Source organism: Marivirga arenosa (assembly GCF_030503875.2).
Classification (GTDB): domain Bacteria; phylum Bacteroidota; class Bacteroidia; order Cytophagales; family Cyclobacteriaceae; genus Marivirga; species Marivirga arenosa.
This window is the reverse complement of sequence record NZ_CP129968.2, coordinates 1,630,690-1,645,808: the sequence shown is the minus strand read 5'-3', so window position 1 is coordinate 1,645,808 and position 15,119 is coordinate 1,630,690. Positions and strand designations below refer to the sequence as shown.

Below are 15,119 nucleotides of genomic sequence, written 5' to 3'. Positions count from 1 at the left end.
GTTACATTTGCTAAAGTATTTTTTACTGTATATTTGCAATTAAATAATCAAACAGATTTTTAGATGCTTCAAAGAATACAAACTATATTTTTACTGATAGTTGCGTTAGCAATGCTAGTTTTCCTTTTTTCACCTTTATGGCAAAAAGTGGATACTGAAACCGGTGCTACCTATACGATTACTGCTTTTGCATTAGAAACTTCCAATATTCCAGAACAAGGAGAAGAACAAGAATTTATGCCATATGCTGTTGCTGGAATTTTAGGACTTTTAGGTTCATTAGTTGCTTTCATTGCCATTGGAATGTATAAAAATAGAATGAGACAGATTATGCTCTCAACTCTGAATTCAATCTTAATCGGTACGGCTTTAGGTTTATCTGCATATTGGACTACACAAGCAGAAGGCAATGTATTACCAGGTATAGCTGGAGCTTATAATTACGGGCTTTTTCTCCCAGCCATAGCGCTAGTATTCAATTCATTAGCTGTTCGTTTTATCAGAAAAGATGAAAGGCTTGTAAGATCTATGGATAGGTTGAGATAATAAGGAGCTATAAAGAAAAATATATAAAATGCTTCTCTATTTAGAGAGGCATTTTTTTTGATTGTGAATTAACAATAATGCTATTTTTTCATAGTTGACATTTTCCAATTCAAAATTTATGACAAGCTGACAGCAAATGATCATAAAAATTCAAATGGAATAACTATTGAGGTTTGCGAGTTTGTAATCAAAACAGTAAACAAAATGCAAGAGAAAGGTAGTATTTCGATTCATTCGGAAAATATTTTCCCGATAATAAAGAAGTTTTTATACTCTGATCATGAGGTATTCCTACGTGAGTTAGTTTCAAATGCAGTAGATGCTACTCAAAAAATTAAAAGCCTAGGTACTTTAGGCGAATATGAGGGTGATTTAGGTGATCTTAGCATCGAAATCAAGATAGATAAAAAGAAAAAGACTTTGCATGTCATCGATAAAGGTATCGGTATGACAGGTGAAGAAATCAAAAAATATATTAACCAGATTGCCTTTTCTGGTGCCACCGAATTCGTAGAAAAATATAAAGAAAAAGGTGAAGGATCTGGAATAATAGGTCACTTCGGTTTAGGTTTCTATTCTGCTTTTATGGTGGCAGATACAGTAGAAATTATATCCTTATCAAGAGAAAAGGACTCTAAACCAGCTCATTGGACTTGTGATGGAAGTACTGAATTTGAATTAAAAGAGGGTGACAAGAAAGAAAGAGGGACTGAAATCATCCTACACATTAATGATGATTCAAAAGAGTTTTTAGAAGAATACAGAATCAATGAAATTCTTACCAAGTATTGTAAATTCTTACCAATCCCAATCATATTTGGAGAAACAGAAGAAACAGTAAAAGAAGGGGAAGGAGATGATGCCAAAGAGAAAAAGGTAAAGAAACCAAAGGTAATCAACAATACTACTCCAATCTGGACAAAAGCACCTGCAGACTTAACGGATCAGGAATACAAAGACTTTTACAAAGAATTATATCCATTCAGTGAAGATCCTTTATTCTGGATTCATCTAAATGTTGATTATCCGTTCAACTTAACAGGAGTTTTATACTTCCCTAAAATCAAGAATGACTTTGATATTCAGAAGAATAAAATTCAGCTATATTCTCGTCAAGTATTTATTACTGATGAAGTAAAAGATGTTGTTCCTGAATTCTTGATGTTAATGCATGGAGTTATCGACTCTCCTGACATTCCTCTTAACGTTTCTAGAAGCTACTTACAAGCAGATAGTAATGTAAAGAAAATCAATAATCACATCACCAAAAAAGTAGCGGATAAATTAGCTGAACTTTACAAAAATGATAGAAAATCATTTGAAGAGAAGTGGGAAAGCATTGGCTTATTTGTGAAGTATGGAATGATGAGTGATGACAAATTCTATGACAAAGCGAAGAAATTCTGCTTATTACAAAGCATTGAACAGGATAAATATTTCACTTTAGATGAATATAAAGAAAGCATTGCTGGTAATCAGACCGATAAAGATGGGAATGTGACTATACTTTATGCTTCAAATCCTGATAAGCAACATGCATACATTAACTCAGCACAGAAAAAAGGCTATGATGTTGTTTTATTAGATAGCCCAATTGATGCCCATTTCATCAATCAATTAGAACAAAAACTAGAGAAAACAAATATCAAGCGTGTGGATGCTGATATTGTAGACAAGTTAATTGACAAGGATGAAAAAGCAGAAAGCGTTCTTTCTGAAGATGAAAAAGAAAAGCTTAAAAAGATTTTTGAAGAAGCCATCAATAATCAATTGATGACGGTTGCAGTAGAAGCATTATCGCCTGATGAATTACCAGTATCACTGACAATGCCAGAATTTATGAGAAGAATGAAAGATATGCAGCAAACTGGAGGTGGAATGCCTTTCATGGGTGGAATGCCAGATCAGTATAATTTAACTGTGAATGCAAATCATAAGATGGCTTCCAAAATATTGAAAGCTGAAAAAGAAGAGGAGCAAAAAAATATTGCAAAGCAGAACTATGATTTAGCGCTATTATCGCAAAACATGTTAAATGGTAAAGACTTGACTGACTTTATTAACCGTAGCGTTGAAATGATGGAAAAATAATTAGGAATTCGTAATTGAAAAATTAATAATTATTAGAGACAGCCCGGAATTTTCAATAACTTCGGGCTGTTTTCGTTAATGGCTATATGAAGAAATTCTTACTCATATCAATTTTTTTCATCTCATTATCCACTATACTAATCGCGCAGGATAAAAAAGAAGAAGCTTCACAGGATACTATCCCAACTCCAGCTGACACCATCAAAAAAACTTTCCAATTTTTAGATGGAGCTCCTGTTACCATAGACTTAAGCACGGAACAAGAAGAGGAAGAAGACAAAGAAGAAAAGAAAGAAGAAAAACCAAAAAGAAACTTCTATTATGATAAGAAAACTCGAAAGAGCTATACGCTTTCAGGTTATGGAAATAATGTAACTCGTGAACTCTTTAATTACTTAAAAAAAGAATTTGTGGAACCCGACCCATATGTCCGAGATTTCTATTGGTATGATTTTCAAAGAAAAGAAATCAGAAGTACTAAAAACGCAGACCCGAAATTTGCTGGAATTTTACATGGACCATACCAAAAATTAAAGGATGAGGTAGTAATTGAAAAAGGGATGTTCTGGAATGGGCTAAAACACGGCAGATGGATGCGCTATGACAATAACGGGATCTTATTAGATAAATTAACCTATTTTAAGGGTTGGCCTATTGACTCTAAAATCACCTATTATGATGAGGAAAAGCGAGAACGGGTAAAAGAAGTAATTCCTATTGAACATGGTGAAAAAGAGGGGACCTATCTTTACTTTCATGAAAATGGTCAAGTAGCTGTACAAGGTGAGTACAGATTTGATGAAAAAGTAGGCTTATGGGTTGAATATTATGATTTAAGAAGAAGAAGGAAAAAAACCATTCAATACGGTCGTGATCCTTTCGATAAAAACTTTGAGCCCTACATTAACCAAGAATGGAATTCCGCAGGTAAATTAGTGTATGATCGTGATCAATGGAAACGTAAATATGCCTCAAAATGATAAAAAATTTACTATTAGTAGGTTTAGGTGGAGCATTAGGTAGTATTGCTCGTTATGGTACAGCTTTAATTTCTCAAAAGTATTTATCTATAATTTTACCATTCGGTACTTTAATAGCCAATATTTTAGGTTCATTTTTAATAGGGATTTTCCTTGCCTATGAATTAGAAAACCCATCATTAAACTTTAAACTATTACTTATCGCAGGCTTTTGCGGAGGTTACACAACATTTTCAACCTTTACTTTTGAAAATTTAAGCTACCTACAAAATGGTCAATTTGGTATGTTTCTTTTATACGGAATTGGAAGTATAATAATAGGTTTATTAGCAGTTTATTTTGGGTTTATGGTTGTTAAATGGAATTGAATTTTTTTCTTTTAGTGATAAGGATCGGGATTGTAATTTACTTCATATACTTTTGATCTATAAATGGTAATCATTCTCTCACTTCCCCACCATATTCGATCATTTAACCGTATATTTTTCAATAATACCTCTTCCCCATTTGGTAAAGTTCCTATCATGTTTTCCGCAGGAACTTGGTGCTTTCTCATTAGATTCAAAAAATCTTCCTTACTCTGCTTATCAATACTATAATTAGTCATTCTTTCTAAAGCAGAAGAATAAATAAGTACTACCCTTCCTTCTACAAAACTATAATATTTCGGAAAAAGCGAATCAATATCTTTTCTATCGAAGGTATTAACTTCTGGATATAACATATATTGAAAAACAGTATCAGAATTTGGATTGAAGTTATAATTCGGAAATGTATTAACCCTGATGTAACCAAAGCCTTGATTGAATAGTGAATCACGGCTATTCATATAATCAAGCAGTAAATCAATCTCTTTTACAAGTATTGAATCATTTAGTTCAATTTGCTGAATTTTAATAGAACAGCAATTAGATTTATTTTGGCTGTAAAGATTTCTATTACAGTTCAGTAGAAATATAACAATTAATAAAATCTTAAAGAAAAGATTATCAAACCAGCCTTTATAAAAATCAATCAGGTGTATTCTCTCTTTAATCTTCATTGATCAAAGGTTTAATCCTTTCTAATTCTGCTTTAGCTTTCTCATTATCAGGATATATGGATATTACTTTCTCATAAGCTTTAACTGCTTCTGAATAATTCTCCATTTCTGTCAAAAGCTCTGCATAACTATTATGAGTATACCATACTGAGGAGTGATAATAGGTATTGAGTTGAAAAATAAGTAAGGCTTCTTTATTTTTTCCCCCAGCTTTTAATACCTTACCCAAGGTATTCAACTCTGCAGATCTACCTACTTTATAATAAGCTGTATTATAAATATTTTGGATATCTTCGTAAACCTCATCCAAAGTCATTTTATCAAAAAGATCAAGAAAATAAGTAGCTCCTTTATAATTAGGTGCTGACGGATATCCCAATGCTATCTGAGCAACATCGGTTAATAAATCTGTACTTGGCGATTCTACTATTCTACCAATTTCATTTCCATCTTCTTTAAAAATAAAGGTAGGTACACGGTGAATATTTAAGCCCTTTTCTTCTCCATTAGGTCCTTGTTTGTATTTTTCATCAGAACTATGAAGAGCAATGAATCTCAGTTGATCCCTTTCTAAACCTAATTCATCCCAAAGTTTAAGAAATTGAGGTACCCACTCCTGGCTATCTCCACACCAAGTTCCTAAATAAATGTCTACTTCTTTGTTCTGTAGTTTTTTATTCCATTCTAACTCTTTTTGCTCTAATGAGAATTTCTCATAGCCTTTGTTAAACCAAGTTGAATAAGTAGTATCCTCTTGTAATTGATGAACTGGAAATTCCCCCCAAATATGTTTATCTCCATCATCGTTAGTGTAAAATTCTACCCCCTGAGCTAGAGACAGAGAAATAGAAAGTAAATAAAAAGTGGTTAAAATTGATAGTGCTTTCTTCATCATAGTTCTTTTAGAATAATTTTTATGCAAATTAACTACTAAGGTATATTACCAACTACGATTTGTGTTAAATAGTGTTAACAACTCAAAATAATTTTATGTTGAATGAACATTATCTTAAAATATAAAGCTTCCCGTATCCTTTTGTAAATGCTTTATCACCCGCTGTTGCTCTCTGTTCCATAAAAGCTCCATCTTTACGTACTAATACTCGGTAGAGATAAACACCATTTGCTAATCGATCACCAAATTCATCTTTTCCATCCCAAGCATAATCAGTTATATTATTTCCGATATGAATAGGCCCGATTTCATCTTGTAATATTTCTCTTACTACCCTACCTGTTACCGTTAAAATTTGAATTTTAATTTCTTGAGGTAAGTCGCTACCTGTTAAGGTAAAAACAAAGCGTGTGCTGGTAGAAAATGGATTAGGATAAGGATAAAAATTTGTGATAGTAGATGCATTAACTACTTCGAAGCGTACCTTGTAAGGCTCTTCTCCTGCTGTATTCTCACTAGCATCAGTTGCTCGAACTCTTAATTGATAATTTCCATCTTCTAAAGGATTGGGTTGGTAATTTATGGTAAAAGCATTTTCTTCTGATGCTGGAATCCATTCAACATTAGGGCTTGAAAAGTTAATTCTCTGTGGCAAGCATCCTTCACACTGTTCTAGTAATTCCATTTCAATTCCAGTAGTATCCTTTTTCTGAATGAGTTGATTTTCATCTTTTAATTCAATTTGAATAAATGGTTGAGGTGATACTATATCACCATCTAGAATACTAATTCCATCAAAAGTAACTTCAATCAATGGTGGAAGTGAATCTTTCTGCACCATGAATAATCGATTATAATTAAGCAGATTATTACTAAATCTTTTCTCACTATATGAGTTATTATCATTCAGTTTCAAGATTAAATCATTCTCACCTACTTTTGCTTCAGAATTAATACCTAGGCTAAATGTGGTATCTGATTCGCTGAGTAAAGCAGGAAACTGTATCTTTTCATTGAAAGTCTGTCTACTTTCACGGTTAAATATCTCACGATTTAAAATTATAGGGTCATCAAAATCATTAGGAGTAACATTGAATAATTGAAATGAAGCATTATATACTTCTCCTTCAGCCAATTCTGCTCTCATTTCTTCTGTATCTTGAGTTGGTAAAATTAGAATATCAGGTACTTCAGTATGTGTCACTTCCCAATTAGTGAGTTCAGCAGGTGTTAAATTTGTAGGGTCAGAAAAATTAATTCTCAATCTTAATTGAGGATATAATTCTGCATTTATATTCGATATATTAAGCGGTAGGTTCACATCCGAGAATAATAATGCTTGATTGGATAAAGTATCAATTCCAAATACATCAATTCTAATTATATCAGATGCTTCAACATTAATAAAATTAGCATCTAATAGATCCCAAGATTTTGCTGGACCTATAATTCTAGAAACTATACTTCCTGATTCAAAACGCGCATTTATTATATCATCCAAGTTAATAGTTTGTTGTTTAGTTGAAGTAGTACTATTGGCATCAGCCAAAACTTCAATCCCATTACCCTCTCCTGCACCTTTTCTTCCCAATAATATATAAGGCTCTCCATTTTGTAAATTATCTATTGCTGATGAAGAAGCACCTAAGTTCAATAATTCTGTTCTATTATTAGCTCGTAACACATTCCATGCTACACTATCATAAGAACTAATCAATACAAAGTCGTCTTCAGCTAATTCATCAAAATATTTCTTAAAATACTCTTCCGGTTGTGCTAATTGTTCATTTCTAATTTGATTAATGACTTGTGGTCTAATCCCACATGATAAGGGATCTAACACATCAAAACTTCCATTCGATAGGATTACATAAGGCACGCCAGTTGATTTATCAAATGCTACTAAATTAAGTGTATTTATAGCACAAGGCCCCAACTGACTACCAAAAGTGGCATATTCATTCCCATTGATTTTAATACTGATATTATCTGTTTGACTATTAGCAGGAGCTACAACACTTAAGTCAAAGTTATTTTCTTCAAAGCTCCATGTATTTGAAATGGTAATCCCTTCAATATTATTTTTTGAAATCTGATTAATAGAATTCTGACGCCAACCTTGAGCTAAATTTGAATTGTAAACAAAGTTTGAATTCGACCATTCATCTAATTCACCTGCTTGAGGGTTTGCAAATTTGCTTCTCCAGTAATAATTCTGATCCTCTACAGCCAATAAATATACCTGCCATTCTGCTATTACTCTCGCATTTATGGTTTGAGATTGTAAGTATGGACTATTGAAAGTAGGAACAGTATCTAATTGAAATAAAAAATCTCGTACAGGCGACTTTAAATCAATTGATTGTGTTTTTAAGGTAATATTTTGATTATTTATTATTCCATCATTGTAGGGATATAAATTAAGTGTTGTACCTAAGGAAATGAAGAATTCAATCTGAGCTGTATTATTATTTTCGTTGAGTTCATCTACTTTGCCAGCAGGATCAATTATAACTTCAAATATATTTTGTCCAAAACTTTCTGGCCTATTATTTATTACTTTAATCTGAACCGTATCCTGATAATAAACTGGTGCCACATATTGTGTGTCTTGAACAATTATTTCTCCATTAGGCAAATTTCTTTTCACTAAAATAGCTAAGGAATCTTCAACTGTTATGCCATAATTATTAATGATCACATCTATCCCAAATTCAGAAGTTAAGGCATCAATTTCATTCCCATCAAAAGAAACTACCTCCAATGATTCATCCGTTATTTCATAATCAGGCTTTTCAGCAGGAAATAGTTTAAATGCGGGATCTCCCATCAAATTCATCTGTTGTGCCTGAGAGATATACAGAGGCGAAGGATTGGCACCAAATATATCCAAGTATGAATTTGTTATTGCTTTATGAACGATTCCTATGGGTTCATTAATTAAAACCGAATCGTTATATGCCTTTGCAAAAAATATATCGCTGTAGCGTTTCAATTCATTTGAGAACCCTAAATAGGAATGAGCAATCATCCCTAAAGCACCCTTATTTGCTGTGTTGATCCAATTTTCGCCAAATACATCTGCATTTTTAGCGATTTGATAAATAGCCCCTGCATCACAACCATTAATTAGAATAAAGGGGTATTTCCCTTGATTTTCATAACCCAAATTTTCGTTCGAAACAAGTCCAATATCGATGTCTGCAGTATTGGGACTAGAATGACCAAAGAAAGTAATCAAATTAACTCCTTTATTAATTTCTTCAGATACATTTATAAACTCCACAACTTGGGTAGTTTCCTTGGTTAGGTTAGAATAATCTCCTCCGATATAAGGCCTTATTTCAGCGCTAGCAAAGTCGTTGATATAATTGATATATCGATTCACTTCAGTAAAAGAAACCCCACCACTAAGATTTAGGAAATGTTTCCTTCTCAAATCATCAAATTCCTGAGATTCCATATCCTTTATCTTATCTAAATAATTAGCTACAATTTGGCTATTATGTGCATTTAAACGGCCGAAGGATATAGATGCTCTGGCATTATCTATTAAATCAAACCCATATAAATTGTCGGAACCAGGTGAACCTGCGGGTGGAACAAAATCATTGTATAAATCATCAGTTATTTCATTTCTTCTGTAATAATTATGATACCAATTGGTTCCTTTCCCAATTATAAAAACCATTTTAGCTTTGGTATTTTGAACTAAATATTCAGTAAATCTATAAACAGCTAGAGGTGAGATTTCCCCATAATTGAACTGGTTATATAATCGATTTATATCAACTGTAAGTGTATCATATCCTCCACCAGTAGTTGAAGCCCTGTAAGCAGAATATGCAGCTACAGGATTGCTATACTCTCCGCTAGGCCTCATTAATTGAGGATGACTAATTATTACATAATCAGGGTTTAAATTAGCCAAATTTCTAAAACTAACTTTCTCAATTTTAGGACTTAAGAAATTCTGATTTTGAATGTATAGCTTTGCGCCATTTAATGTATTTTGGACTACAGTATTGATTTCAGAACCGTTTCGATTGGTTAACAATAGCTCTGGTTCATTATAAATATCCACTCTGTAAAGTCGTGCACTACTATTGGTATTTGTAAAGCTCACATAAGATTCAGAATTAGGATTTGGATTTAGACTAAACTGAATACCCGATTCATTTTCTAAATCTGCATTTCTTTGATAATCTAATTTACTATAGGATAAAGAAATTCTATCTGCTCCCTCAGCTTGAGGTATAGCGCGAACTACCATTGTTCCATCAGTATTGATATCCTCCCACTGCAATTCAGCATTTAATAATTGGTATTGATATTCCTCAAAATTGACTACCCCAATTGATCGAAGATTACCAGTATTAGGTCCTACTAATATTTCTGTTTGATGTAAACGCATATTTCGGCCTTGTATTAATACCTCAAGTTCAGGTAAAGCTGCTGATCTATTCTCTTTAACAATATTGGAGAGTGTAAAATCTGTTGAAGCCGTAAAAGCTGATCCAGTCCATCCCTCACCTAAATCAAAGGAAGATTTATAAACATCATCTTGGGGGCTATAACGTTGACCTCTGTCTCCATTTTGAGTATATAGTTGCAATTTTGATTGTAATATTGATTCTTCAGCTGCTAAACTGCTTGTATTATTAACAATACTTCTTTCTATCATTCTCTTACCTGCTGTACCGTCTAACCGCCATGTTAAAAAATAAGCGGTGGTATCAGAAAATAGATTATAATATTGATGAGCCTGATCTGATGGATTTTGATATAATGGTGTGTCTGAAACCCCATCATTGGATTTTCCCAAAAATTGAATTACATCCCCTTGATCAATTCGTCCATCATTTTGTCCTGTAATTCTAATTGCTACCTCCTCTCCACGATGATACATTCTTATGGCTCTTGCATCAATAGTTGCTAAAGGAATTCCGACCTCTAATAAATCATTATAAGTTAATTGGTAAGGCGAATTACTTGCTGTTGAGATTTTATAATAAGTTTGATTATAATTAATCCATGACTGAGGATTTTGAGCAAGTAGTTGAGTAAACTGAAATAAAAACGATATAATAAATACTACCCTATTCCTTCGCATTCCAATTCAATTTTAAAGTGAAGACGTGAGAATAAAGAGATTCAGAACTATTTCCTAAATCAGTGAAAGCATAATCAACTTGTAGTATTCTATATTTAAATCCCAATCCAATATTTGCTTGACCGTTCCATCTCTCTGAACCATTGAAATTTTTAATCTTTTGGAGATTATTTCCTCCAAATCTTAGAAAAGCCATATTGTCATATGCAATTTCAATTCCTCCTTTAGGATCAATAGAGAAATTTTCTTCACTAACATAAGTATTTCGAGCACCATCAAAGGTTACATCAAAATTAAACTCTCCCATTATAGAGAATTTATAAGGTAGCTCTTGCGTATAGGCAGTACCAAATATTACACGAGGTACTGCCAATTCAGTAGTGTTTTCAGGAATTGTATTATTCGTTTGAGTATAGATATCTTCAATCAGAGTTATATTATGGTACCAACTAGTAAAGGTTCCTGTAATATCACGCCCTACTAAAGCAAAATCAAAATTATTCCATTTATAATGCGCTGCTAAGTCAAAGCCAAATCCCCAGGCTGTAGCAAATTCACCGACAGTTCTGTGAATTATTTTCATATTAGCACCTGCTGAAAGCCCTTCCAAAAAATCTAATTCTCTGGCATAAGAAAATTGAAAAGCATAATCAGCAGCAGAGAAGAATCGTATATTGTCATAATTTAAGGCTCCATTTGCATCATAGATAAACCGAGTATCTGGTATATCATCAACTCCAAATCTAATGATTGAAAACCCCATGTTACTTTTTTCATCAATGTTTGTCGCAAAAGCGGCATAATCATATGCCGCAATTCCTGCGAAATATTCTGCATGCATTAAATCTAAAGCATAATCACTTTCTAATGATGATAACTTTGCAGGATTCCAATAACCAGCTGATGCTCCCTGTACTGAGGCTATGGTGGCTCCACCTAACGCAAAAGCTCTAGCTCCAACACCAATAGATAAAAACTCATTCGCATATTTTGGTTTTGAAATCTGCGCAGACAATTCAAGAGATGAGGTTAATAATAAAAATAGTAAAATGAGATTACGCATTAAATATTGGGTTCTTTAATTTTCAAAAATAAGAATTATAGTTATAAGTTGATATTCATATCTGAATTTCTAATGCTAGATTTCAACTTAAATCTAGCAATTCAAGGCATTTTATATTGTTCACTTTCGAACAATTATCGGAAGAAATTGACCTTTCACGAACAAATCCTCAACATTAGATTTCCTGCTTTAATTCAATAAAAAAATAAATAACACCATTTTATTTGATGTATAGGCACTTTTTAATCAAAATAGTGCAAAGCATTTCACTAGTTAAATTAATATGGTACACATCTTGGCATAGGATAAGAGACAATGGCATTGGGTCCATAATTAATTAATCAATAAATGATAATTCTATGTTAGCAGAAAAGATAAAAACACAATTAAGGACTGGGGTTCTGGAATATTGTGTGATGCAGATTTTAAGAAGAGGTGAAATTTACGCCTCCGATATCATTGACGAATTACTTGAAGAAGATTTAATTAAAGTTGAAGGTATCATATACCCTTTATTAATGAAATTGAAGCAAGAAGATTTAGTTCAATATGAATGGTCACAGACGCAAAGTGGTCTGCCTAAAAAATATTATCAATTAACTGAGAGCGGACAAAATACAATTAAAGCATTGGATGAAACTTGGATTGAGATTAATAAATCAGCCAAAAGAATCAAGAAAAAAACAGATGATGAACTTAAATCTGAAAAAGAGGAAAATTAATTGGCTAATAATTTCTCAAAATCATTAATCAAAAAATCTTAATTTTAAAGCAATGAAAAAGAATATAAGTATAAATATAGGAGGCATAATTTTCCACATAGAAGAAGATGGCTTTGACAAGCTGAAAAACTATCTGGATGCCATCAATCGTTATTTTTCAGATTTTAAGGACAGTCAGGAAATCATTAGCGATATTGAAAATCGTATTGCTGAAATTTTCTTAGCTAAACTTAAGGAAGACAAGCAAGTAATTGAGCTTGAAGATGTAGAAGCTTTAATGATTACGTTAGGTAGCATTGAAGATTTCAAAAAAGCTGAAGAAACGGATGAAGCTTTTGAAGAAAACACTACTGAAAGCTATGAAAGCCAAGCAAGTGAAGGAGAAAGAAAGTTATACAGAGACACTAAAAGATATATTTTTGGAGGTGTTGCAGCAGGTATAGCGAATTACTTTAGTATTGACGTTTTATGGATACGATTATTATTCATAGTAGGGTTCTTAGGACTTATTCCTTTCCAACCTACCTCTGCCATAATCTTTATCGGTTACATTTTAATGTGGATTTTCTTACCCGCAAATCCTAATCTTAAAGAGGATGACAAGGTAAAAAAGCTATATAGAAGTGAAGAAAACAGAGTAATTGGCGGTGTAGCAAAAGGATTAGCAGCTTATTTTGGAACTGATGTTGCTATCATTAGAATACTATTTGTATTACTCTTAATTCCAGGAGGAGCAGGCTTAATTATTTACTTAGTCTTATGGTTTATTACTCCTTCTGCGAAAACAGTAACTGAGAAAATGCAGATGGAAGGAACCCCCATTACCTTAAGTAATATTGAAAAGAATATTAAATCGAGCTTAAAGGTTGAAGATGGTGAAGAGTCATTATTAGTTAAAATCTTATTATTTCCTTTCAGGTTAATAGCAATTATTTTAACTGGTTTAGCAAAAATACTAGGCCCTTTAGTTAACTTCTTAGTAGAAGCTGCAAGAATCGTATTGGGTATTGTATTAACAATGGTGGGTTTATCATCTGCGGTTACCTCGATTGTTTTGCTTATTATCAGCCAAGGCTTATTGATAGATGCCTCAATTTTTAATTTCTTTGATATTCCGCCTCAACTGATTGCCAATACCTTTTCTGCAGAATTAATTATTGTTGTATTCTTATTATCCTTAATCCCAGCATTATTCCTAGCGGTTGCAGGTATTAGTGTGATGGCTAGAAAATGGTTAATGAACAGAACTGTCGCATTCTCTTTGATCGCTATTTGGTTTGTAAGCTTAATAACAGGCGCATTTTTAATACCAGCGCAAGTTATGGAGTTTAAATCTGATGGAGAAGTAGTAATAACAGAGGAGTATAATCTAAATAATAAGGTAGCTGTTCTTAAATTAAATGAAGTAGGTTATGAAGATTATGATGTTACTGATCTAAAAATCAGAGGATATGAAGGCGATGTTTATAAATTAGAAAAACGATTTAAAGCACAAGGCAGCACCAGAGTTGAAGCTAGTGAGAATGCGGAAAAGGTAAGCCACAATGTAGAGTTGAAAAGTGACAGTATTTTATGGTTCGATTCGAATATTCAGTTTCAAGAAGATGCGCCATTCAGAGGACAAAGGTTAGATATGACGTTATATGTACCTTATGGACAAGAGTTTGAGATGGGTAGAAAAATGAGACATATCCTAAAAAATACAATTTATATTAATGGGTATAGTGTAAGTCAAATCCCCAATAACAGATGGACATTTGAAGAAAATGGAGACTTAAAATGTTTGACTTGTACTGATAAAAAAGAAACGAAAAGATCATATTACGAATCAGATGATGATTTTAGATCTAATACCGATTTGTTCTTCGGTCCATCATTAGAATTTGATGATGATGCTTATACTAGAACCTATGAAATCTCAGATTTCGATGAAATATCGGCAAATACAGGAATCATGATTGAAGTAATTCAATCGAATGACTATGGTTTACAAGTGGTTACTGATGACACGGATGATTTGGAAGACTTCCGGTTTGAAGTTCAAAATAACAGATTGAAAGTTTATTTTGATAGAGAGGAAGTAGAATGGAAATTCTTTTCAAAAGATTGGGACTGGGATTCACAGTTCCCTAAAGTGAAGTGTATTATCAGAATGCCAGAATTAAATAATTTAGAAGTAACATCTGGAGCTACTGCTAATGTTCAGAAAATGGAAGGTAGCAAACTTACTTTAGATATTGGAAGTGGTGCTAGATTATATGCTGATCTGGACTATAATGAAATCAACATGGATTTATCTAGTGCTGGAAGATCACGATTAAAAGGAGTAGCTAACTACTTCAACTTAGATATTAGCAGTGCAGCAAAATTGGAGGCCTATGGATTAAAAGTAAAAAGAGCTGATATTGAAGCTTCAAGTGCTGCTAAAGCCGAAGTTTACGTTACTGATTATTTAAATGCAGAAGCTAGTAGTGCTTCAAAAATTACTTATCAAGGAAGACCTCGCTTAGACCGTGAGAGCAATAGCGCAGGACGAATTTCTGCAGATTAATAAAATTGAACTCATGTCAGCAATTCAGTCTGACATGAGTTTGTTTTTTCACTCCTCCACCCTTAGCTCATAATATTTTCAAAATAATCATTCATTTCATACAAGTTTTACTTTTA

At 32.8% G+C, this 15,119-nt stretch carries 10 protein-coding genes; 6 read left to right on the top strand and 4 right to left on the bottom strand.

Annotated features, from left to right (window positions below; translation table 11 throughout):
* Positions 1–63 precede the first annotated feature (63 nt).
* The 4 genes from QYS47_RS07075 to crcB all read left to right on the top strand — a co-directional run bounded on the left by QYS47_RS07075 (position 64) and on the right by crcB (position 3,985).
* The gene (locus QYS47_RS07075) at positions 64–546 is read left to right on the top strand and encodes a DUF4293 domain-containing protein (RefSeq protein WP_308357211.1); all 483 of its coding nucleotides are present in this window, start codon (positions 64–66) and stop codon (positions 544–546) included.
* A 204-nt stretch (positions 547–750) separates the two neighbouring features.
* Entirely contained in the window at positions 751–2,637 is a 1,887-nt protein-coding gene (htpG, locus tag QYS47_RS07070; protein WP_322348184.1) for a molecular chaperone HtpG, read from the top strand.
* A gap of 86 nt (positions 2,638–2,723) precedes the next feature.
* Positions 2,724–3,617 (top strand): toxin-antitoxin system YwqK family antitoxin, encoded by an 894-nt coding sequence (locus tag QYS47_RS07065; protein WP_308357213.1) that lies wholly within the window; start codon positions 2,724–2,726, stop codon positions 3,615–3,617.
* Positions 3,614–3,985 (top strand): fluoride efflux transporter CrcB, encoded by a 372-nt coding sequence (crcB, locus tag QYS47_RS07060; protein WP_322348183.1) that lies wholly within the window; start codon positions 3,614–3,616, stop codon positions 3,983–3,985. The genes QYS47_RS07065 and crcB overlap by 4 nt, the downstream gene beginning before the upstream one ends.
* A gap of 11 nt (positions 3,986–3,996) precedes the next feature.
* On the opposite strand, the gene QYS47_RS07055 is transcribed toward crcB, so the two are convergent.
* The 4 genes from QYS47_RS07055 to QYS47_RS07040 form a co-directional block, all read right to left on the bottom strand.
* The gene (locus tag QYS47_RS07055; RefSeq protein ID WP_322348182.1) at positions 3,997–4,659 is read right to left on the bottom strand and encodes a hypothetical protein; all 663 of its coding nucleotides are present in this window, start codon (positions 4,657–4,659) and stop codon (positions 3,997–3,999) included.
* A complete protein-coding gene (locus QYS47_RS07050) occupies positions 4,649–5,554 on the bottom strand; it encodes a thioredoxin family protein (protein ID WP_322348181.1) in 906 nt (301 codons plus the stop codon). Before QYS47_RS07050 ends, QYS47_RS07055 begins: the two co-directional genes overlap by 11 nt.
* A gap of 109 nt (positions 5,555–5,663) precedes the next feature.
* On the bottom strand, positions 5,664–10,667 hold the full coding sequence (porU2, locus tag QYS47_RS07045; protein WP_322348180.1) for a putative type IX secretion system sortase PorU2: 5,004 nt from the start codon (positions 10,665–10,667) through the stop codon (positions 5,664–5,666).
* Positions 10,654–11,730 carry a putative type IX sorting system protein PorV2 gene (locus QYS47_RS07040; protein WP_322348179.1) on the bottom strand — a complete coding sequence of 359 codons (1,077 nt, stop codon included), beginning with the start codon at positions 11,728–11,730 and terminating at the stop codon, positions 10,654–10,656. Before QYS47_RS07040 ends, porU2 begins: the two co-directional genes overlap by 14 nt.
* A 359-nt stretch (positions 11,731–12,089) precedes the next feature.
* Between QYS47_RS07040 and QYS47_RS07035 the strand changes: the two genes are divergently transcribed.
* Both QYS47_RS07035 and QYS47_RS07030 read left to right on the top strand, forming a co-directional pair.
* Positions 12,090–12,452: a PadR family transcriptional regulator gene (locus QYS47_RS07035; protein ID WP_308357217.1), complete on the top strand. Its 363-nt coding sequence runs from the start codon at positions 12,090–12,092 to the stop codon at positions 12,450–12,452.
* Between the two features lie 52 nt (positions 12,453–12,504).
* A complete protein-coding gene (locus QYS47_RS07030) occupies positions 12,505–15,003 on the top strand; it encodes a PspC domain-containing protein (protein WP_322348178.1) in 2,499 nt (832 codons plus the stop codon).
* The last annotated feature ends 116 nt before the right edge of the window (positions 15,004–15,119 follow it).

Coding starts and splice junctions, on each gene's coding strand:
- QYS47_RS07075 (WP_308357211.1), top strand. CDS start 64: ATGCTTCAAAGAATACAAACTATATTTTTACTGATAGTTGCGTTAGCA.
- htpG (WP_322348184.1), top strand. CDS start 751: ATGCAAGAGAAAGGTAGTATTTCGATTCATTCGGAAAATATTTTCCCG.
- QYS47_RS07065 (WP_308357213.1), top strand. CDS start 2,724: ATGAAGAAATTCTTACTCATATCAATTTTTTTCATCTCATTATCCACT.
- crcB (WP_322348183.1), top strand. CDS start 3,614: ATGATAAAAAATTTACTATTAGTAGGTTTAGGTGGAGCATTAGGTAGT.
- QYS47_RS07055 (WP_322348182.1), bottom strand. CDS start 4,659: ATGAAGATTAAAGAGAGAATACACCTGATTGATTTTTATAAAGGCTGG.
- QYS47_RS07050 (WP_322348181.1), bottom strand. CDS start 5,554: ATGATGAAGAAAGCACTATCAATTTTAACCACTTTTTATTTACTTTCT.
- porU2 (WP_322348180.1), bottom strand. CDS start 10,667: ATGCGAAGGAATAGGGTAGTATTTATTATATCGTTTTTATTTCAGTTT.
- QYS47_RS07040 (WP_322348179.1), bottom strand. CDS start 11,730: ATGCGTAATCTCATTTTACTATTTTTATTATTAACCTCATCTCTTGAA.
- QYS47_RS07035 (WP_308357217.1), top strand. CDS start 12,090: ATGTTAGCAGAAAAGATAAAAACACAATTAAGGACTGGGGTTCTGGAA.
- QYS47_RS07030 (WP_322348178.1), top strand. CDS start 12,505: ATGAAAAAGAATATAAGTATAAATATAGGAGGCATAATTTTCCACATA.